The organism is Acidovorax sp. SUPP1855 (assembly GCF_030158955.1).
In the GTDB taxonomy this organism is placed as follows: Bacteria; Pseudomonadota; Gammaproteobacteria; order Burkholderiales; family Burkholderiaceae_C; genus Paracidovorax.
In genome coordinates this window covers 1-20,985 of record NZ_BQXI01000044.1, presented here as the reverse complement: position 1 = coordinate 20,985, position 20,985 = coordinate 1, and the positions used below count along the sequence as shown (strand labels likewise).

At 62.7% G+C, this 20,985-nt stretch carries 15 protein-coding genes and 1 tRNA gene; 10 read left to right on the top strand and 6 right to left on the bottom strand.

From position 1 onward, the window contains the following. The first annotated feature begins 11 nt into the window (after positions 1-11). The 7 genes from rpoC (at position 12) to AVMA1855_RS24185 (ending at position 10,186) form a co-directional block, all read left to right on the top strand. Positions 12-4,247 carry a DNA-directed RNA polymerase subunit beta' gene (rpoC, locus tag AVMA1855_RS24215; RefSeq protein WP_284427643.1) on the top strand — a complete coding sequence of 1,412 codons (4,236 nt, stop codon included), beginning with the start codon at positions 12-14 and terminating at the stop codon, positions 4,245-4,247. 120 nt (positions 4,248-4,367) lie between these two features. Next, complete coding sequence (locus AVMA1855_RS24210; protein ID WP_284427642.1) at positions 4,368-4,901, top strand: LemA family protein; 534 nt, start codon at positions 4,368-4,370, stop codon at positions 4,899-4,901. A gap of 197 nt (positions 4,902-5,098) precedes the next feature. Next, positions 5,099-6,433, top strand: a complete 1,335-nt coding sequence (gene rsmB, locus AVMA1855_RS24205) for a 16S rRNA (cytosine(967)-C(5))-methyltransferase RsmB (RefSeq protein ID WP_284427644.1) — start codon at positions 5,099-5,101, stop codon at positions 6,431-6,433. Next, positions 6,423-7,046, top strand: coding sequence for a DUF4390 domain-containing protein (locus AVMA1855_RS24200; RefSeq protein ID WP_502869129.1), 624 nt, complete (start codon positions 6,423-6,425; stop codon positions 7,044-7,046). Before rsmB ends, AVMA1855_RS24200 begins: the two co-directional genes overlap by 11 nt. Continuing rightward, a complete protein-coding gene (locus AVMA1855_RS24195; protein WP_284427641.1) occupies positions 7,043-9,319 on the top strand; it encodes a sensor histidine kinase in 2,277 nt (758 codons plus the stop codon). The genes AVMA1855_RS24200 and AVMA1855_RS24195 overlap by 4 nt, the downstream gene beginning before the upstream one ends. 38 nt (positions 9,320-9,357) lie before the next feature. After that, complete coding sequence (locus AVMA1855_RS24190; protein WP_284402484.1) at positions 9,358-10,059, top strand: response regulator; 702 nt, start codon at positions 9,358-9,360, stop codon at positions 10,057-10,059. 51 nt (positions 10,060-10,110) lie between these two features. Further along, positions 10,111-10,186 (top strand) — tRNA-Phe (locus tag AVMA1855_RS24185). 354 nt (positions 10,187-10,540) lie between these two features. Here AVMA1855_RS24185 and AVMA1855_RS24180 read toward each other — a convergent pair. Continuing rightward, positions 10,541-10,810 carry a helix-turn-helix domain-containing protein gene (locus AVMA1855_RS24180; protein ID WP_284427640.1) on the bottom strand — a complete coding sequence of 90 codons (270 nt, stop codon included), beginning with the start codon at positions 10,808-10,810 and terminating at the stop codon, positions 10,541-10,543. Between the two features lie 118 nt (positions 10,811-10,928). Here AVMA1855_RS24180 and AVMA1855_RS24175 point away from each other — a divergent pair, with 118 nt between their 5' ends. Then, positions 10,929-11,324: a hypothetical protein gene (locus AVMA1855_RS24175; protein ID WP_284427639.1), complete on the top strand. Its 396-nt coding sequence runs from the start codon at positions 10,929-10,931 to the stop codon at positions 11,322-11,324. 95 nt (positions 11,325-11,419) lie between these two features. Here the strand turns inward: AVMA1855_RS24175 and AVMA1855_RS24170 are convergent, their stop codons facing one another. The 3 genes from AVMA1855_RS24170 to AVMA1855_RS24160 all read right to left on the bottom strand — a co-directional run bounded on the left by AVMA1855_RS24170 (position 11,420) and on the right by AVMA1855_RS24160 (position 14,486). Continuing rightward, positions 11,420-12,361: a XamI family restriction endonuclease gene (locus AVMA1855_RS24170; protein WP_284427638.1), complete on the bottom strand. Its 942-nt coding sequence runs from the start codon at positions 12,359-12,361 to the stop codon at positions 11,420-11,422. 9 nt (positions 12,362-12,370) lie between these two features. Beyond that, positions 12,371-13,981, bottom strand: a complete 1,611-nt coding sequence (locus AVMA1855_RS24165) for an Eco57I restriction-modification methylase domain-containing protein (protein WP_284427637.1) — start codon at positions 13,979-13,981, stop codon at positions 12,371-12,373. 79 nt (positions 13,982-14,060) lie between these two features. After that, on the bottom strand, positions 14,061-14,486 hold the full coding sequence (locus AVMA1855_RS24160) for a hypothetical protein (protein WP_284427636.1): 426 nt from the start codon (positions 14,484-14,486) through the stop codon (positions 14,061-14,063). Positions 14,487-14,653: 167 nt separating this feature from the next. Here AVMA1855_RS24160 and AVMA1855_RS24155 point away from each other — a divergent pair, with 167 nt between their 5' ends. Further along, the gene (locus AVMA1855_RS24155) at positions 14,654-15,337 is read left to right on the top strand and encodes a YfbU family protein (protein ID WP_284427635.1); all 684 of its coding nucleotides are present in this window, start codon (positions 14,654-14,656) and stop codon (positions 15,335-15,337) included. Positions 15,338-15,379: 42 nt separating this feature from the next. Here AVMA1855_RS24155 and AVMA1855_RS24150 read toward each other — a convergent pair whose 3' ends face one another. Beyond that, positions 15,380-16,552, bottom strand: a complete 1,173-nt coding sequence (locus AVMA1855_RS24150; protein WP_284427634.1) for an SIR2 family protein — start codon at positions 16,550-16,552, stop codon at positions 15,380-15,382. A gap of 557 nt (positions 16,553-17,109) precedes the next feature. On the opposite strand from AVMA1855_RS24150, the gene AVMA1855_RS24145 reads away from it, so the two are divergent. Next, on the top strand, positions 17,110-19,839 hold the full coding sequence (locus tag AVMA1855_RS24145; RefSeq protein ID WP_284427633.1) for a DEAD/DEAH box helicase: 2,730 nt from the start codon (positions 17,110-17,112) through the stop codon (positions 19,837-19,839). Between the two features lie 641 nt (positions 19,840-20,480). On the opposite strand, the gene AVMA1855_RS24140 is transcribed toward AVMA1855_RS24145, so the two are convergent. Continuing rightward, on the bottom strand, positions 20,481-20,985 hold a 505-nt coding region (locus tag AVMA1855_RS24140; protein WP_284427632.1), incomplete at its 5' end, for a site-specific integrase.

Here is a 20,985-nt window from a genome sequence, read left to right as displayed (position 1 = left end):
GGACTAGGTTTATGAAGTCACTACTCGACCTGTTCAAGCAATTCACCCCGGACGAGCATTTCGATGCCATCCGCATCGGCATGGCGTCGCCCGAGAAGATCCGTTCGTGGTCTTTCGGCGAAGTGAAGAAGCCCGAGACCATCAACTACCGCACGTTCAAGCCCGAGCGCGACGGTCTGTTCTGCGCCAAGATTTTTGGTCCCATCAAGGACTACGAATGCCTGTGCGGCAAGTACAAGCGCCTCAAGCACCGCGGTGTGATCTGCGAGAAGTGCGGCGTTGAAGTCACGCAGACCAAGGTGCGCCGCGAGCGCATGGGCCACATCGATCTGGCCGCGCCTTGCGCCCACATCTGGTTCCTGAAGTCGCTGCCATCGCGTCTGGGCCTGGTGCTGGACATGACGCTGCGCGACATCGAGCGCGTGCTGTACTTCGAAGCGTATGTGGTGACCGACCCCGGCATGACCCCGCTTAAGAAGTTCAGCATCATGTCCGAGGACGACTACGACGCCAAGCGCAAGGAATACGGTGACGAGTTCATCGCCAAGATGGGCGCGGAAGGCATCAAGGACCTGCTCGAAGCCATCGATATCGACCTCGAAATCGAAAAGCTGCGCGGCGATCTGACCGGCTCCGAAGTCAAGGTCAAGAAGAACGCCAAGCGCCTGAAGGTGCTGGAAGCCTTCAAGAAGTCCGGCATCAAGCCCGAGTGGATGGTTCTCGACGTGCTGCCCGTGCTGCCGCCGGACCTGCGTCCGCTGGTGCCGCTGGACGGCGGCCGCTTCGCGACCTCCGACCTGAACGACCTGTATCGCCGCGTCATCAACCGCAACTCGCGTCTGCGCCGCCTGCTGGAGCTGAAGGCGCCGGAAATCATCGCGCGCAACGAAAAGCGCATGCTGCAGGAAGCCGTCGATTCGCTGCTGGACAACGGCCGCCGTGGCAAGGCCATGACGGGCGCCAACAAGCGCGCCCTCAAGTCGCTGGCCGACATGATCAAGGGCAAGAGCGGTCGCTTCCGCCAGAACTTGCTGGGCAAGCGCGTGGACTACTCCGGTCGTTCCGTGATCACCGTGGGCCCGACGCTCAAGCTGCACCAGTGCGGTCTGCCCAAGCTGATGGCGCTGGAGCTGTTCAAGCCTTTCATCTTCTCGCGCCTGGAAGCCATGGGCATCGCGACGACGATCAAGGCCGCCAAGAAGGAAGTCGAATCCGGCACGCCGGTGGTGTGGGACATCCTGGAAGAGGTCATCAAGGAACACCCGGTCATGTTGAACCGTGCGCCCACGCTGCACCGTTTGGGCATCCAGGCGTTCGAGCCCATCCTGATCGAAGGCAAGGCCATCCAGCTGCACCCGCTCGTCTGCGCGGCCTTCAACGCCGACTTCGACGGTGACCAGATGGCCGTTCACGTGCCGCTGTCCGTGGAAGCGCAGATGGAAGCCCGCACGCTGATGCTGGCCTCCAACAACGTGCTGTTCCCGGCCTCCGGCGAGCCCTCCATCGTCCCGTCGCAAGACGTGGTGCTGGGCCTGTACTACGCCACCCGCGATCGCATCAACGGCAAGGGCGAAGGCCTGGTGTTCGCCGACACCGGCGAAGTGCAGCGCGCGCTCGATGCCAACGAGGTCGAACTGGCCGCGCGCATCACGGTGCGCCTGACCGAGTGGACCAAGGACAAGGAAACGCGTGAATTCGTGCCTTCCACGTCGCTGGTGGAAACGACGGCCGGCCGTGCGCTGCTGTCCGAGATCCTGCCCAAGGGCCTGCCCTTCAGCAACATCAACAAGGCGCTGAAGAAAAAGGAAATCTCCAAGCTCATCAACGTGAGCTTCCGCAAGTGCGGCCTGAAGGAGACGGTGGTTTTCGCCGACAAGCTGCTGCAGAACGGTTTCCGCCTCGCCACGCGCGCTGGTATTTCCATCTGCGTGGACGACATGCTGGTGCCGCCGCAAAAGGCCGGGATCATCGAGCGTTCCGAGAAGGAAGTGAAGGAGATCGAACAGCAGTACGTGTCCGGTCTGGTGACGGCTGGCGAACGCTACAACAAGGTGGTGGACATCTGGGGCAAGGCCGGCGACGAAGTGTCGAAGGTCATGATGGCCCAGCTGGCCAAGCAAAAGACCACCGACCGCCACGGCAACGAGGTGGACCAGGAGTCGTTCAACTCCATCTACATGATGGCCGACTCCGGCGCCCGCGGCTCTGCAGCGCAGATTCGCCAGCTGGCCGGCATGCGCGGCCTGATGGCCAAGCCGGACGGCTCCATCATCGAGACCCCCATCACGGCCAATTTCCGTGAAGGCCTGAACGTGTTGCAGTACTTCATCTCCACCCACGGTGCCCGTAAGGGCCTGGCGGATACAGCGCTGAAGACGGCCAACTCGGGCTACCTCACGCGCCGTCTGGTGGACGTGACGCAGGATCTCGTGGTGACCGAAGAAGACTGCGGCACCTCCAATGGCTCGCTGATGCGCGCCATCGTCGAGGGCGGTGAAGTCATCGAATCGCTGCGCGACCGTATCCTGGGCCGCACCACGGCCGACGAAGTGATGCACCCCGAAACGCGCGCTGTGCTGGCCCCTGCCGGCCAGATGCTCGACGAAGACCTCATCGAGGAACTCGAAGTCGCCGGCGTGGACGAGGTGAAGGTGCGCACGGCGCTGACCTGTGAAACCCGCTATGGCCTGTGCGCCAAGTGCTACGGACGCGATCTGGGCCGCGGCGGCCTGATCAACCTCGGCGAAGCCGTGGGTGTGATCGCCGCCCAGTCCATCGGCGAACCCGGCACGCAGCTGACCATGCGCACGTTCCACATCGGTGGCGCCGCTTCGCGCGCCGCCATCGCATCGAGCGTGGAGGCCAAGTCCAACGGCGTGATCGGCTTCAACGCCACGATGCGCTACGTGAGCAACACCAAGGGCGAGCTGGTGGTGATCGCCCGTTCCGGCGAGATCGTCATCCATGACGAACATGGCCGCGAGCGCGAGCGCCACAAGGTGCCGTACGGTGCGACGCTGGCGGTCAAGGCCGACCAGACGGTCAAGGCCGGCACCATCCTCGCCAACTGGGACCCGCTGACCCGCCCGATCATCACGGAGTTCGCCGGTCAGGTGAAGTTCGAGAACGTCGAGGAAGGCCTCACGGTCGCCAAGCAGGTGGACGATGTGACGGGTCTGTCCACGCTGGTCGTGATCGATCCGAAGCGCCGCGGCTCCGCCAAGGTGGTGCGCCCGCAGGTCAAGCTGATCGACGCGCAAGGCCAGGAAGTGAAGATCCCCGGCACCGACCACTCGGTGACCATCGGCTTCCAGATCGGCTCGCTGATCCAGGTGCGCGATGGTCAGGACGTGGGCCCCGGCGAAGTGCTGGCGCGGATTCCGGTCGAAGGCCAGAAGACCCGCGACATTACCGGCGGTCTGCCCCGCGTGGCCGAACTGTTCGAAGCGCGCTCGCCCAAGGACAAGGGCATGCTGGCCGAGATCACCGGCACGGTGTCCTTCGGCAAGGAAACCAAGGGCAAGGTGCGCCTGCAGATCACCGATCCGGACGGCAAGGTCTGGGATGAACTGATCCCCAAGGAAAAGAACATCCTGGTGCACGAAGGCCAGGTCGTGAACAAGGGCGAGTCCGTGGTGGACGGCCCGGCCGATCCGCAGGACATCCTGCGCCTCCTGGGCATCGAAGAGCTGTCGCGCTACATCGTCGATGAAGTGCAGGACGTGTACCGCTTGCAGGGCGTGAAGATCAACGACAAGCACATCGAGGTGATCGTTCGCCAGATGCTGCGCCGCGTCGTGGTCGAGGCCCCGGGCGAGTCCAACTACATCGCCGGCGAGCAGGTCGAGCGTTCGGAGATCCTGAACACGAACGAGGCGCTGCAGGCCGCAGGCAAGATCCCTTCGACGTACAGCAACGTGCTGCTGGGGATCACCAAGGCTTCGCTGTCGACCGACTCCTTCATCTCGGCCGCTTCCTTCCAGGAAACGACCCGCGTGCTCACCGAGGCTGCCATCATGGGCAAGCGCGACGAGCTGCGTGGCCTGAAGGAAAACGTCATCGTGGGTCGCCTGATCCCTGCCGGTACCGGCCTGGCCTACCACCAGGCGCGCAAGGCCAAGGAAGCCATGGACGACGCCGAGCGCCGCGCCATCGCCGATGCCGAAGCCGCTGAAATGGCTGCCACGACCGAAGACTCGTCCGACGTCGAAAGCACCACCAGCCTGGGCGACGCCACGGCCCAATAAGCCACGGTACGCTCCCTGAAACGCTCCCGCTCTGCGCTTTGGCAGACCGGGAGCGTTTTCTTATCCGTTTTTTCTTTTTTTGCGCCGAGCCCGCGGACCCCTGCGGGCTCGGCAGACGCAATGCTGTCCTCCTGGATTTTTCTTGCCCTGCTGCTGTTCTGGGCCGTGGGTGCCTACAACCGGATCGTGCGATTGCGCTCGGCCGCCATCCAGGCCTTCGGGGGCCTGGACGCACACCTCATGCGCATGATGGCCATGCTGGGTGAATACGAGGCTGCGCAGGGTCCCGCGCCCGCGGCACATGCCGATGCGCGGGCGGCGCTGTGGGCCGCCACCACCCAGTTCGGTGCGTCGCTGGCCGTCGCACGGGCCCGCCCGCTGGACGCCGGCGCCGCGGCCGCGCTGCTGACGGGGCGCGAGGTGTTGGAGGCCGCCTGGCTGGCCATGGTGCGCGTGGCTGAGGTTCCGCACGCGCCCGGCGAAGGCGCGGCGCTGCCCCTGTGGGCCCAGCGATGGCAGGAGCTGGTGGCCCAGAATGCGCTGGCCACCCGGCAGTTCAACGATGCGGCGCTGCAGTACAACCAGGCCATCGGCCAGTTCCCGGCGCGCCTGCTGGCGTGGCTGTTCGGGTTCAAGGCGGCCAGAACGCTGTAGGCTGCGTGACCATCCCCGCATCCCGGGAGGGGCGTGGGTGGTTTGACATTGATTCAAGGCGTGGCCGCGACGGCGTCCGCAACCGCAACCGCAACCGGTTTTTTCCTATTCAAGACAGGCTCAGACAGAACATGACCGATCCGCAGCCGCGCCCGCCCTCCCGTTTCTTTCCGCCCCCGGCGGAGGGCGAACGCCGCATGGAGCCCGCGCTGTGGCGCCAACTGGATGCGGTGGTGACAGCGCTGCAGGCCGTGCGCGGCGGGCAGTCGGGCACGGCGGCCCTGGCCGCTGTCGAGCCGGGCTTGCGGCCCGGGGTGCAGGCGCTGTTGTTCCAGGTGCTGCGCAACCTGGGCCGGGCGCAGGCGCTGCGCAAGCAACTGGCGCCCCGCAACCCACCGCCGCGGGCCGACGCCCTGCTGTGCACGGCCCTGGCGCTGGCCTGGTCGCCCGACGAGGCGCCTTACGAGGCGTTCACCCTCGTCAACCAGGCGGTGGAAGCGGCCAAGCGCAACCCGGCATCGCAAGCGCAGGCGCCGTTCCTGAACGCCTGCCTGCGCCGCTTCCTGCGCGAACGCGATGCGCTGGTGGCCGCCACCGACGGCGATCCGGTCGCCCAGTGGAACCACCCGGCCTGGTGGATCGCCCGGCTGCGCAAGGACCACCCGCAGCACTGGCAGCAGATCCTGCAGGCCAACAATGCCCATGCGCCGATGGCGCTCCGGATCAATGTGCAAAAAACGACTCCAGCACAATATTTACTAGGGCTATCTGCTATTAATTTGGAAGCATCTCCTGCGGGGCCGTTCGGCATCGTCCTGGACCGCCCGGTGGCCGTGCAGCAGCTGCCGGCCTTTGCAGAAGGCCACGTCTCGGTGCAGGACACCGCGGCGCAGCTGGCGGCGCCGCTGCTGCTGGAGGGGCTGGACCTGTCGCAGCCGCTGCGCGTGCTGGACGCGTGCGCCGCGCCCGGCGGCAAGACCGCGCACTTGCTCGAATATGCGGGTGCCGCCTCGCCGATGCAGGTCGTGGCGCTGGAAATCGACGCCGACCGCGCCACCCGCATCCACGAAACGCTGGACCGGGTGGGGGTTCGGGCCCAGGTCCTCGTGGCCGACGCGGCACGGCCGCAGGACGGGTGGCTGGACGCCAGTGGGGGCGGAGGGTTCGATGCCATCTTGCTGGATGCGCCGTGCACGGCCTCGGGCATCGTCCGCCGCCACCCCGACGTGCGCTGGCTGCGGCGCGAGTCCGACATCGAGCAACTGGCTCAGCAGCAGGCCCGCCTGCTTGCCACGCTCTGGCCGCTACTGCAGCCCGGCGGGCGGCTGCTCTACTGCACCTGCTCCGTGTTTCGTGCCGAGGGCGAAGCACAGGTGCAAACGTTTCTTGCGCGCAACACCGACGCCCGTTTGCTGCCGTCTCCCGGCCATTTAATACCCGGCAAACCGGACGAAAGCGGCGGCGTCTCGGAGAATCGTCCGGGTGACCATGACGGATTATTTTACGCCCTGTTGCAAAAACATGCGGCCTGAACAGCCCGCTTCGCGCCCTGCCGCGTGGCTTGCGGTGGCCATGGCCGCGCTGCTGTGCATGTGCCTGGCGCTGTGGTCCCCGGCGGTGCTGGCGCAGCCTGACGCGGGCGACCTGCGCGTCGAAGCCAACGACGAGGGCCTGTACCTGTCGACCACGCTGCACTTCGACCTGCCCGAACTGGCGGAAGACGCCCTCTACAAGGGCATCTCGATGTACTTCGTGGCCGAGGCCGACGTGGTCCGCGAGCGCTGGTACTGGTATGACAAGGCGGTGGCCCACTCGGTGCGCTACCTGCGGCTGAGCTACCAGCCGCTCACGCGCCGGTGGCGCCTCAATCAGTCCGCCACGCCGTTCGCCAACACCGGGCTGGGGGTCGCGCTGGGCCAGAACTTCGACGAACTGGGCGACGCGCTTTCCGCCATGCAGCGCATCAGCCGCTGGAAGATCGCCGACGCGGACGAGGTCTCCGGCGGGCCCTATACCGTGCATTTCCAGTTCCGCCTCGACATGTCCCAGTTGCCCCGCCCGTTCCAGATCGGCGCGGTGGGGCGCTCGGGCTGGGACCTGATGCTGTCGCGCAGCGTGCGCGCCGTGGCCGAGCGCGCGCCATGACCGACGACCACAGCGTTCCCCGCACGCCGCAGCAGGCCCGTGCCTCCCGCTGGGCCCTGGGCGTGGGCGTGGCGATCATGTGCGCGATCGGGCTGGTGCTGCTTTTCCTGCTCACCGTCGCCACCAACAACCGCGCGCTGTACGAGCGCAACTACGCCTGGCTGTTCGGCCTGAACGTCCTGGTGGCCGTGCTGCTGCTCGCCGTGCTGGTGTGGGTCGTCGTGCGCCTGGCGGTGCGGCTGCGGCGGGGGCGCTTCGGCAGCCGCCTGCTGGTCAAGCTGGCAGGCATTTTTGCGGTCGTGGGGCTGCTGCCCGGCCTGCTGATCTACGTGGTCTCCTACCAGTTCGTTTCGCGCTCCATCGAAAGCTGGTTCGACGTGAAGGTGGAGGGCGCCCTGTCCGCCGGCGTCAGCCTGGCCCGGGTCACGCTGGACACGATCGCCAGCGACATGGCCATGCAAACACGCACCGCCAGCAGCCAACTGGCGCAGGTGCCCGACGCAGCGGCCGGCGTGGTGCTCGAACGCATCCGCGACCAGCTGGGGGCCAGCGACGTGGTGCTGTTCAGCACAACGGGTCAGCCGGTGGCCAGTGCCGGGCAATCCCGGTTCGATCTCAGCCCCGAGCGGCCCAGCGCCCAGTTGCTGCGCAACGCGCGCCAGCAGCGCGCCACCTTCCAGATCGAGGGGCTGGATGACATCGCCGATCCCGCTGCCGTGCAGAACGCCCGGGTCAAGACCCTCGTGGCCGTCGGCAACGCCAGCGTGGGGCTCCTGGTGGAGCCACGCTACCTGCAGGCCACGCTGCGGCTGCCGCAGGTGCTGGTGTCCAACGCCATCGCCGTGCAGGAGGCCAACCGGGAGTACCAGGAGCGCGCCCTGGCCCGCGAGGGGCTGCGGCGCATGTACATCGGCACGCTCACCCTGAGCCTGTTCCTGGCCGTTTTCGGGGCCGTGCTGCTCGCGGTGCTGCTGGGCCGCCAACTGGCACGCCCCCTGCTGGTGCTGGCCGAGGGCGTGCGCGAGGTCGCATCGGGCAACCTGAGCCCCAAGGCCGTGCTGCAGGGCAACGACGAATTGGGCGGGCTGACCCGCTCCTTCGCCGTCATGACCCAGCAGTTGTCCGACGCCCGCACCGCCGTCGAGCACAGCATGGGCGAGGTCGATGCGGCGCGGGCCCACCTGCAGACCATTCTGGACAACCTCACCGCGGGCGTGATCGTGCTGGACGCCGAGGGGCGCATCCGCTCCACCAACCCCGGCGCCACCCGCATCCTGCGGGCCCCGATGGCCGCCTTCGAAGGCCGGCCGCTGGCCGACGTGCCCGGGCTGGCCGAATTCGCCAGTGCCGTGCAGGGCCACTTCGAGGCCTTCCTGGGCGACCGCGAGCAGCATGGGCTGGACCACTGGCAGCATTCCTTCGACCTTTACGGCTCGCCCGCCTCGGGCGTGGCCGCCAACGGCACCAGCCTGGTGGCCCGGGGGGCGGAACTGCCCAACGCGTTGCGCCTTTTGGTGTTCGACGACATCTCCGAAATCGTCTCGGCCCAGCGTGCACAGGCCTGGGGCGAAGTCGCCCGGCGCCTGGCCCATGAAATCAAGAACCCGCTCACGCCGATCCAGCTGTCCGCCGAGCGCCTGGAGATGAAGCTCTCCGGCAAGCTGCAGGATGCCGAGCAAGCCGTGCTGACCAAATCCGTGCGCACCATCGTCGATCAGGTGGATGCGATGAAGCGGCTGGTCAACGAGTTTCGCGACTATGCCCGCCTGCCCGCTGCGGAGCTGCATGCGCTCGACCTGAACGCCCTCGTCACCGACGTGCTGCAGCTCTACGGTGCCGAGAACGCGACCGTGCCCGTGGAGGCCGAACTCGATCCCCGCTGCCCCGAGATCGCGGGCGATGCGCAGCAACTGCGCCAGGTCATTCACAACCTGCTGCAGAACGCGCAGGACGCCAGCGAGCCCACCCGCGAGCAGGGCGGGGCTGCCGGCGCACCCGTGCGCATCACCACGCGCTGGAGCCAGTCGTCGCGGCGCGTGCGGCTGACGGTGACCGACAGCGGAACGGGATTTCCCAACCACATCCTTCAGCGCGCCTTCGAACCGTATGTAACCACCAAACCGCGGGGCACTGGCCTGGGACTTGCTGTGGTGAAAAAGATCGCCGACGAGCATGGTGCCCGTGTCGATCTTGTCAATCGGGTGGAAGAAGGGGTGGTGCTCGGCGCGCAAGTGTCGCTATCATTCGCCCCTGGCCACGTGGTGGCACATTAACAACACTTGGAAACGTATCGCGAGGCTGATCAAAACCCATGGCAAACATTCTGGTGGTCGACGACGAACTGGGCATCCGTGACCTGTTGTCGGAAATTCTGAACGATGAAGGGCACAGCGTGGACCTCGCAGAGAACGCCACGCAGGCCCGCGCCGCCCGTGCCGCCAATGCGTACGACCTCGTGCTCCTCGATATCTGGATGCCCGATACCGATGGCGTCTCGCTCCTCAAGGAGTGGGCCATGGCCGGCACGCTGACCATGCCCGTCATCATGATGAGCGGCCACGCCACCATCGACACCGCGGTCGAAGCCACCCGCATCGGCGCCTTTTCCTTCCTGGAAAAGCCCATCACGATGCAGAAGCTGCTCAAGGCGGTCGAACAGGGCCTGGCGCGCAGCGCCGCCCAGCCGGCGGCCTCGTCGGCCGCCACTACGGCAGCCGCCACGCCACCACCCGCCGCAGTCACCCCTGCCGCCCCCGAGGCCCAGGGCGCTCCGGTGGCGGCCTTGCCCGTGGTGACGAAGGATCCCGGCCCGCATGCGCACCAGGGCTTCGATCTAGACCGGCCGCTGCGTGAAGCCCGCGACGGTTTCGAGAAGGCGTACTTCGAATTCCACCTGGCGCGCGAAGGCGGCTCCATGACGCGCGTGGCCGAAAAAACGGGCCTGGAGCGCACCCACCTGTACCGCAAGCTGCGCCAGCTCGGCGTGGACCTGGGCCGCGGCAAACGCAATTAAGTCGTCAGAGTTTCAGAACGCCTCTTTTTTCTGGTTATAATTTGAGGCTTAGGCCCGGTAGCTCAGTCGGTAGAGCAGAGGATTGAAAATCCTTGTGTCGGTGGTTCGATTCCGCCCCAGGCCACCAAATACAGTTCTTCGCTTGTCCGAGAACGTCTAAAAAGCCCTAAGTTTCAACAGCTTAGGGCTTTTTTCATGTCCATCGAAATACGGGAACTTCCACGGACATCCACACGATTGTGCAGCAACTTTTGCAGGAACTACGCAGGACCCGCGAGAGCCACGAAAGTTACTGCCTAGAACGTTATGGCAAGGTAGCCCAACTCGCCAGAAAGAAAAATGTGGTCAGGCTCTCCTCCACCTGAAACACGCTCAGCAAACACCTTCATCGAAGGCAAGGCGCGTCCAATCGAAGTAGCCGGAGTAGGCGCTAGCAAGTCGCTAGTACCGAACATGTCCCACTCCTGGACGACATCAGGACCTATCCCGCCCTTGAGCGCCTTCTCGGCTTTTCGGTAAGCTCATGGAGCTGCTGAGCGAAATCGCAGAACCCCATCCCCAGGGCAATACACCATTGCCGAAGCTCGACGACATCTAGTCGACGCTCCCCGCGTTCGCACTTACTGACAAAGGTTTGTGTCGATTCCAGCAACTCGGCCAAGCGGTTCTGCGTAACTCCACGATCTTTGCGAACTTGACGCAGTAGGCGGAGAAACACGGCGTACTCACGCGTATGAATTGACTTGTCCATCTCGGGTCCGGAACTGAAACCCCTAGATCGTCTAGTCCATCTTGGAATAGTCCAAAATAGACTATTTTCGGTAATCTAACCAGTGCACCCTTAACTCAAGAAAAAAGGAAACGCCTCGATGGTCAACCCTTCCCTGGACGCGACCGGTGTACATTTGGAATATCTCTTTGCCAAGGCTGCCGAATTCGAAATGCTTGGATCACCAAGCGGGCCGTTTGCACTCCGGTGGAACGACGAGGGAATTGAGCAGATCGCGGTGTTTGGTGGTCAACTACCACCGACGCACTCGTCTTTTCATTCTGACTATGCCCATGTGCCGCTCAAAATGGCTCAGGAATTAGGCGCAACATTGAGCGTAGCGGACGGTATGGCAGTTTGTGAAATCGGCTCAACCCGCTGTGTCGGCACGAACTACGCCGAGGCAGTAATGAGAGCGTTGATTGCGCATATTGAGGCCTCCAGCGCTGAGAGTGAGAGCGCATGGCCGACGGCGAGGTCCGTCAGTCGATGCTGAGGGCGTTCGTCGTTGCTGGTGAATTCGTCAGCAGACTCGGTCCCGAGCAGCGTCAAGGGCTGCCGAGCGTACGCTGCTGCCGCGGGTCTGTAGGCTTAGCTTGCAGATGCTAGGAAGTCAGCCAATACGTCCATCTTGTGCCACCAGAACACAAACACGTTCTGCGACTGGGCAGTGGCAACGTTGTCCGCCTTGAAGACGCCTCGAATTGCCGCAGCAGCCACCACGCTCGAGCGTCCAAACTCCCTGTGCCAGTCGCCGGCGTCCACGACGACTTCCTTGTTCAACCTTTTGAAACCATTGACGGCCGAGTTGGACGCCTTGCATTCCAACGCAAGGAGCCTTCCGTCGAACAGCCTGACCACGTAATCGGCGTTGTGGCCGCCAAGCGCTGTCTGCCGCATGTACGTGCCAGCCTCGGGGAAATGCGAAATTCGCTTGATCCCGGTGAGCAGCTTCGTCACCTGTGTGTAGCCAGCGGCGTCGAGAATCTCAGCGACCTTGCCCTCAAGAGCCTTGCTCTCTTCGCCCCTGCGGCCGGCCTGCACCGCGCTCACAGCGGTGATGAGTGCGGTCGCCAGTTGGGCGCTCTCCAGCTCTTCTGGAGTAGCAGCCCGTCCCGCTTCGACCCAAGGGAAGCGCTTCGGGTCGAGACTGGATGTCAGGAGCTGACCGAGCTTGTCCGCAAGTTCCTGGCTCCTCTTCAGCGCTGTCCGATTCAACGATGCATCCAAAAGCGTGTCTAGGTCGTCTTCGGAGATGGGAACCGCCGCCAAGCTGCGCAACGCTGCGAACTGGTGCTTGTTGCCTACGATTCCGGCTGCGAGTTCCTTGTTGACCGGCCGAGTCAACAAAAGGTGCATCTGGCTTACGACGACATCGGCGGCTGCCTTGGCTGCGGGAAACTTCTCAAGGTAGTCCCTCAACGGCTCGTCGAGCCGACGGCTGCGAAACTCAGCTCGGGCGGCGGCCGCGTCTTCTCTGATCTGCTCGGTGGTCCACACCGATGGCATTGCTTGGTCGTCAGGAGCTGGCATAGATTTTTGTCAGAGGGCAAGCTCCCCTGGAACAAGAATACGCATTGCTTCAGAGGGCTCGAATTTGGTCAATCCGCCGGCGTACACCCGGCCATCGGCTTGTTGAACGTTTTCGTTGAGCCAGGCGACCAAGCGGCCAAAGTGCGACTCGTCAAGGTCCCGTCGCGGGTAGAGTCCGTGCGCGACGTTGATGAGCTGTGCATTCGCCTTGTTCAGCGCAAACGCAGGTGGGCGCCGACCCATATAGGTCATCACGATAGGCGCAGGCTCCTTGGTACTCACAGACCACCAAGGGTTACGGTGTCGGGCGATGTACGTCTCATGAGCGCCTTGCCGGCGAGCCCACTCCAAAAATCGGTCCACCGCATCGCGCTCGGCTCGCGGTAGCTCCTGAAGGTTGCGAGGTAGGCACACCAGGCGCCGTAGCTCCTTGCTGCTCTCGATGACGCCACGCATGGCTCTAGTAATGTCCGTGGAGTCTGTGATCGCGGGCACCAAGAATCGGCTGGGCAGCTCTGGCGCGCCCGGGCTCGCGACCCATACCCGGTTCAGGCCGGTCACTTGACCGCGGGACACCTTGAACATCTCGCCCAGCTCGACATAGCCCTCGGGCTTGGCTGCACGACCCCCTTTGACCAAGAAAGACCACTTGGGCTCGGCCTTCGCCGCAGCCACCCCGATGGGAGCTCCAGCGGTAAGCTTGCGCAGTTGGGCTTCGCTGCCCACTTCGGCGAATCGGAGCTCCTTGCGGGTGGAGCCATGTGAGAACCCGGTGATGGCGGCTGAGACCAGTGCATCACCAAAAATCTGGACCTCTGGGTCAACGACGAACACGTCCTTGCCGCCCAGACCGTTGGTGAGTAGCTGGCGCAGCGCTTGGCCGTACTTGACATCAAGCCATTCAGCCGCAGTTACGTAGCATCCTAGGTCTCCCGGGTTGCCAAGCTCGAGCGTCTTCAGGAAAAAGTGCAGGTGAAGACCGGCAAGTTGGCTACCCTCGTGTCCGAAGCGCCGGAGCGTCCTGGAATACCACTCCTTCCACGCGCCCCCGATGTCATGGTGTCGCACGTACGGAGGATTCCCGATGAAAAGGGTGGTTCCCTTCACCGCCTGGAGTTCGAGGTCGCGGAAATCTCCCACACGCACCTCCGTGCGATCAGTGAACCCTGCAGCAGCCAGGTTGGCGCGAAGAATGACCGCTACAACGGGGTCCATCTCCGCTGCGACCGCCTCTGCCTTCGGGAACGCCCGCAGGCCAGCGAGCGTGAAACGCCCAGAGCCCGCGCCAGGGTCAACCAGCCTTACGATGGACTTCCGTTGTCTGCGGACCCAAGTGAGCATCCCCTCGATGACGAAGTCCGGGGTGAACGTCTGTCCCCGGCCGCGGCGAGCCTCGGGGCCGTTGATGTCGCAGTAGGCTTTCCCAAGAGGGTCCTCTCCGGCCTGCACGGCTGCAACCACGGCGGCCAACAGCGCCTTGTCTTTGGTGGGCTTATACCCGTCGAGGACTGCTCGCTCGGGAGCCGTCACCCCTCGTTTTGACACAAGCGCAGCAACGACGCCCATGGCGGCTGACATTGTGTCGAGCCGGTAGGCGAGGCGCCGGTCAGATGTGGTCACGAGGGATATTTCTGTGAATTGATTACACCTGTAGTTTATTCCAGCACTCGCTGTAACTGAGGCAGCCGCGCAATCTCAATCAGGTTTGTTCGGCTTCTCCGCGACAGTCATCAGCAAGCAGCCATTCGCTGTCGGCCAGGCGCTTGATCCAGAGGTCCCTCCAGGCATTGCGGCTCGTGCCCGAGATGGTGTTGGCGAGTCGGCCAGGGGTAATGGCCTCGCCCTCATACATAAGCTTGTCTCCCTCAACCTTGGCGTAGTACCAGTTACCCTTGTATTGCATGCGCACCTCGGTGCCATCGGGCAAGAAGAGGCTCTTCCACTGGTAGCCCAAGGTGGATGACACCTTAAGCAACTCGGGCTTCCAGTCGGCGTTGGACATCCAATAGTCGATGGCGTCGCTCACCGCGAGCACTGGGTCCCGCGAGTCGCCCTTCGACTCAAGGAACTCAGCGAGGTCCAGAAAGCGACGCGTTTGGACGGGGATAGAGATTTGCGTTTCCATGCTCAAAATTCCTTTTTTAGACTCTTTCTTACTTTAAAGAAAAATAACGAAGAGTCAAGCAAGAAAGAGTTCATTTAAGCGCATGGAGAAACGTTTGCGTCAAATGCGGCAGTGCCGTACATTTGTACGTTAATCCGGCAATTCGCCGGAGCTCCGGGGATTTATACATGGTACGCACTGAACGATTGGAATTGCGGCTGGATGAAGAACTCGCCCAGCGCGTGGATGAATGGATGGAGAGCACGGGCGCCAGCTCGCGCTCAGATGCGGTTCGTCAACTGCTTAGCCTGGGGCTGGACAACGTGACGGGCAAGAGCATTCACCTGACCGCCGGCGACAAACTCAATTTCATGGTGCTCCGTGACATCGCCAAACATTTGAAGGTACAAGGCGAAACAGACTTGGACTTTGTGGCTGAGGCGGTCTACGGAGGCCATACCTGGGCGCCGGCGTGGGAGATGAACGGCCTCTTCCACAACCACGTAGACCGGCCAGCCGATCTGAGCCTGGTGGTCGACATCTTGGACATGTGGGACTTCATAGAGGCCCGCATCGAAAAGCTGACGCCAGAGGAGACCGAGAAGCTCAAGGCAGCCAACCACGGCTACCTGCCGAAGTTCTCCGGATTCGATGGCAACAATGAGAGTTCCCTGATGAGCATCGCCCGATTCTTGGTGGAGAAGATGAACCGCTTCTCGCGCTTCAACAAGCGGGACTTCAACTCGCACGCGCCGACCGCAGCGCGCTATCGGCGCATGACCACGGCATTCGAGCCGATCCGAGCGACCCTCGATTTCGGCCGAGACCTGGGCGTGGATCAGATCATCGAGTTGCTCAAGGTCGAGCGGTAGGCCGCGCTAATCCGTGGAGATTAGCCTGCGACTGCAGGCCTTTTACGCTACCCGAGGCTGGTTAAACAGGAAATCCAGCGCGTCAGGCCCGAATCCATTGAGGAAGAACCTCGAACGGTCAGCGCCGGCGAATTTGTACCGCTCCCTGTAAGCGTCTTGGTCGGCTTGTTCTGGCTTGTAGTCGACGAAGCGTGCATAGTCCTTGAGAACCCCGAGCATCGGGGAGTCCCACCAAGAAGCATAGTTCTTCAGCATCTGATGCAATCCGATGCGGATGTATTCGTCGTACGTCGGTAGGGAAAAGCCGACGACCGAGACGCCAAGGTTATACCCGCCGGCACGCCCAAGGCCGTTCCACAAGCTCATCACGGGCGAAGCGTAGACGAACTTGACGTGTGAAGGCGAAAGGATGAATGGTGCATTAAAGCCCCGATCCTGGCTGTAGTAGCGGGAAACATCCTGGATCGTATGAAGGTGTATCAGAGGATCGTTAGGCGGCAGCATGCCGACCACCAAAGGCTTGACGCCATAGCGTTTGGGGTCGTCGAACACGCTGTGCAGCCCTATCTTCCCGACGCCCTTGGCTTTAAGCGATTCCCGTGAATCCGAGAATTGGCTATCGTCGAACCAATCCACCGACCCGTGGAGCTTCAGCAGCACCACCTCCTCGGTGTCGGAATCCAGCGTTCCACCGTACTCGTTTACTGAGGTGAAGCGGTATGGGTAACGCCGGAATCGCCTCCCGACTTGCGTTAGCGCCGCCTCCAGTACGAGGTCATAGTTGAACGTCAGAACGATGTCCCTGGGGGACAGCATCTCAGCGAACCTGTAGTAATAATCGGGCAACTTGTCGGCCGCAGGCGTGCCTTCGTGGATTACCTGGCCGATGACCCTGCGAATCATTAGCTGAGACTCATTGCCCTCTCGGCTCCAGGTGTCGCTGCCTCGAAGTTCAAGGTAGTGCTCAATGTCGAGGTAGGACATGAACAGCTCCAGGTCGAGTGCATCTTTGGTTTGACCGGTGACGCCGCAGTCATCGCAGTAACCCAGGTAGTAGTTCAAGTCCCGGTCGAACTTCGTATCTGTCCCGTACTGACCCTCGATCAGGGGTTTCACGGCGGGGTAGAGTTGACTCGCAAGCGGCAGTCCCGCCGGGCGGGAAAAGCCCGCTCCAAGAATGAAAATTCGAAAGCCTGGATGAGTCGTTGTTGTCATCGGTGTCCCGCGTTCTGAGTGCAATTGTCTGCGTTTCAAGCGCCACGTAGCTATACCGGTTGCAGGCGCGATGCCCTGCTCACTGAGGAAACACTCTGTTCGACACCACCACCCATGTCGCCGGTAGGCCAGAGCAGCCCCAACCTAACAGTCCATCGAGTGCGGGCTTTTCTACGTCATGCGCCCGCCAGAGGCGCCGTAGGCCTCGCTTTTGACTCGCCCGCCGCAGGAGCCACGGAACTGGCTCTGATTGCGGATGTCACACTTCGGCGAAGCCATGACTCCGCCCGCCGATAGGCGGACGCCCCAAGTCATACGGTGGCTGGCCCGCCGCTAAGCGCCACCGGCGGTACTGACTCTCGAATCTACAAAAACAACGGCAACTGTCGCTGATGCAACGATGTACGCACACTTGTGCTCGGTAGATAGCCGGCGCAGGAGCAGGCCTAGTGAGGCTCGAGGTGAAGGGCAATTGCCCTATCGCAAACGGCGATTCGCCGTTAACGTCCCGTACATCCAGATTGAGCGCACTGGCAATTCAGGGGGGAGCAGAAAAGATGAAAACGTCCGACGCACAAGGACCGGGAGTCGATGCATGGTTGCTTCAACGGCTGCATCGTTGGGGGATCGAATGGCTGACCGATGTCCAACAACGCGCTCTCGCCGCTGGGGCCGCAGCCGGGCACAGCCTTGTGGTGAGTGCTCCGACATCGTCCGGCAAGACTCTGGTGGGCGAAATTGCCGTGCTGTGTGCTCTCCGCGCCGGGGTCCGCGCGATCTATCTGGTTTCCCACAAAGCGCTTGCCGACCAAAAGTATCTCGATTTCGTGGCCCGTTTCGGCGAAGGGGCAGCCGATCCCATCGGCTCGGTCGGCCTAAACACTGGAGACCGGGCCGAAGGTGATGTCGATGCTCAGCTGATGGTGGCGACCTATGAGAAGGCGCTGGGCCTCTTCCTGAGCGGCCAGCTTAGACCCAACAATGCGCTGGTCGTCGCCGACGAGTTGCAGATTCTCGGCGAGCCCGGGCGAGGACCGGACATTGAAGCGCTCTGCTCGGCACTAAGGCAGCGCGGCATCAAGCAGTTCGTAGCATTAACGGCAACCGTCGAGAACCCCGACGACATCGCTGGATGGATGTCGTGCGACCTTGTGCGCAGCACGCATCGGGACGTGCCCCTTTATCAGGAAATCTGGTTCGCCGGTCGCGCTCAAAGGACGAAGTTCGGCGACGACAGCGGTCAGGACGTAAGCGGTGGCGCCGCGGCGACAAACGACATTGGCACTGTCGTGGACCATCTGCTGCGGCTCGACCGCGGCCCCGTGCTGGTGTTCACGGAAAGCCGCCGCGAGGCCGTCAATTTCGCGACCGCGTTTGGGCAGAGCAGGCCTCGCGTCGAAATCGGCATCGACCTTGCGCAACGGCTCGACTTGTTCTCCGAACCGACCGAGTCGTCGGATCAGCTCCGTGAGAACGCCGAGCGCCGCGTCGCCTTCCACACGGCCGACCTGTCGCCGCAAGAGCGTCAGGTCATCGAAGGCGGCTTCACTGACGGCAAGTTCGAGGTGTGCTTTGCCACTTCGACGCTCGCGGCCGGGGTGAACTTCCCATTCCGGACGATTGTCTTTTCCAAACTGACCTATCGTTGGGGTGATAGAGCCGGGAGCCACATCGTTAGGTCAGACTACCGCAACATGTCCGGACGGGCAGGCAGGCTCGGCATGCACCCCGAAGGCTTCGCCGTGCTGTTACCGCAGAACAATGTCGAACTGGCGCACGCGAACATTCTCGTGCTGCCCGACAACGACCGACTTAACTCGCAGTTGGTAAACCTTAGCATCCGCAAGACGATCCTGACGCTGGTCGCGTCGGGGCTGGCAAGCAGTTTGGCCGAGGTGATGGCGTTCTTCGAAAATACGCTGTACTGGTATCAAACGCTGAACAGGAATCCCGCCAAGCTGGCCACGCTCACAGCCGAGAGCCGCACCGCTGTGCACTGGCTTGCCGCCAACGGGCTTATCCGGGAACAGGCCGACGCCCTGCTCATCACGCCGATGGGAAACGCGGCAGCCATGTCAGGGCTGCTTCCAGCCACGGCCGTGCAACTCGCTGCTATGTTGCGCGCCATCGGACCGACCCTGGCAGGTAGCTTCGACGAGTGGATTCCAGGACTGATCTACGCGTGCTGCGCCAGCGAGGAGTTCAGAGCCGAACGGCCATCTCGGTTCTTTCCTTTCCCGTCGCAGACTTCCTACGAGTCTGTAACATTTTGGGGAACAAAGCCGTTACCCGTCGAGCTCGACCGCAACGATGTCAAGTTGGCGCAGTGTGCCCACGCGATTGCGCTCTATGCCGAAGGGCTGGCGGACCGCAAGATCGCGTACATCGTTCGTGTGCCCGGTGCGGCAATACATCGCCTTGCGCTCGACGTTGCCTGGGTACTCGATGGCCTCCACAAGCTCTCGACGACTCCGGAACTCGGTTGCCCGCAACCGGTAAGCAACCAAATCGCTATGCTGGCTCGCCGAGTTCGTTGGGGAGCCCCGCCTGAGGCGCTGGACGTGCTGCGAGTTGCCGAACGGCACAGCGTCCCTGGCTTTGGACGGCAGCGCGCTATGGGCCTCGTCGCGCAGGGGATTGCATCCCTGCATGACATATTGGCAATGGCAAAGGACAAGCTCGTGCAGTTGCTGCGAAGCGAGCCACGAGCGCAGGCGTTGATCGACGCGGTGTCCAGCACCGTAGGACTGGGGCCTAGCAGGCTGGCTTCCGCGCATCGGAAAACCGGACTGGAACTAGGCATCGAACATCTGGTCAAGGCCTGCGACGACACCCTCGGCACTGAGTATGAAGAGGCAATCGCAACGCTCCTGCGGGTCGAAGCAGCCTGGGCCGTAACCGTGCTGGACGACGGGATGCGCCAGAACGTGCCGGACCTACTTATCGTGCTAGGGACACAGCAAGTCTTGCTGGAATGCAAGACCTGCAGCAAGTCCCCACCCCTCATCAAGAAGGAAGAGGCCTGGGCGGTCATGCAGAAGGCAGCGGACTTTGACTCTTCGATGCGGCGGGTGACATTGGGAAAGCCCACATTCGACGAGACCTCGAAGAAAAAGGCGGCGGCATCCAAGGACATCACGCTTATCGAGCACGGCGCGTTCATGGAAGGACTGCTGCGCGTGCATGGCGGCACGCTGGCTGCAGCCGACTTCATGATCTGGCTCGGCAATCCGGGCGTCGCCGAACTCGAACGCCTCGGAGGGAATCCGACCTATGTGGGCAAGTAGCGCTTACTGCCTCGAGTCAACGCTGGACTGGCTGGGCGGTCCGTTGCCAGACCGAGTGGCCGGGTAACCAACCGCTGCAACATCTGAGTCTCCCGTTATCAAAGACACTGAAGACGCATGTGCGGCGATCACTGGTGTCGCAAACACTGGCCACCCAGGGATGGGGCGAAAGCTGCCTCCCGCACGACGACGCCCGAGCCCCGTCCATTCCACAGGTTCGAAACAGGTCCCGAGACATGAGCCGACAACAGGTTGACTGCGCATTCAGACCCCCCGGCCCCCCAGTTGCGTATTTCGGTCTCCGCTGAACAGTGGTGGGCGAATTGGGTTTGGAGAGCGGGAACGGCGAGAACTGAGCACACAGGTCCCGCCTTTTCAAACGCATCACGCGCTTCAGGTGGTAGGCGAGCCCCTGAAAACTCATCGCAGTGAGGTTTCGCCGCATCAGCCTCCCTCACCTGGTCGTTTTCAATCCGGGGAACACGCTCATGGTCTCCTTACAACGAGATAGACAGCATTGAACGGTATCCAGTCGCAATGTCTGAAACCGGCCGCCAGGACGTAATAGAACAACTCGCTAATGACCGGGGCTCCATCGCTCCAGCCACCATGCAAGGCGTTCCCAGGAATCACCGGGCGATTCAGAGTCCCTGGTAAAACTCCGCCATATTCTCTTCGTGTGCCCGGAATGCTGATTCCGTTTTGCCGTGAGCGTAGGTCTTGAGTACCGTCGCTAGGGTGTCGTGCAGCAACCCTGCCAAGAGGGTGTACTTTCCAGGATTCCGCAGCAAAAAGTCGGTTGCGACAATATGGCGCAAAGCATGAAGGCGGAGTCGACGAACCTCAGGTATGTAGCTCTTGGCAATCCGGTTCACGATCTCGCCAATATCTCGAATCTGATCTCCCAGCCGTGACGGAAATAGGCACGAAGAGTCCGGCCGCGCGCGAACCAAGGTGGGCCTGTAAATGTTGATGTACTCATCGATGCGATGTGTCAGACCTTTCGTGATCGGGGACCTATAGGGGAACCTCTCAAAACCCATCCGGTCCCTTGTTGATCGAGAACGCGTGCTCCATCCTTTGCCATGATCACTCCCCGTAGCGCCCTGAAGTTCGACCTGTTCGCTGAGGCCTCGCGCCAACACA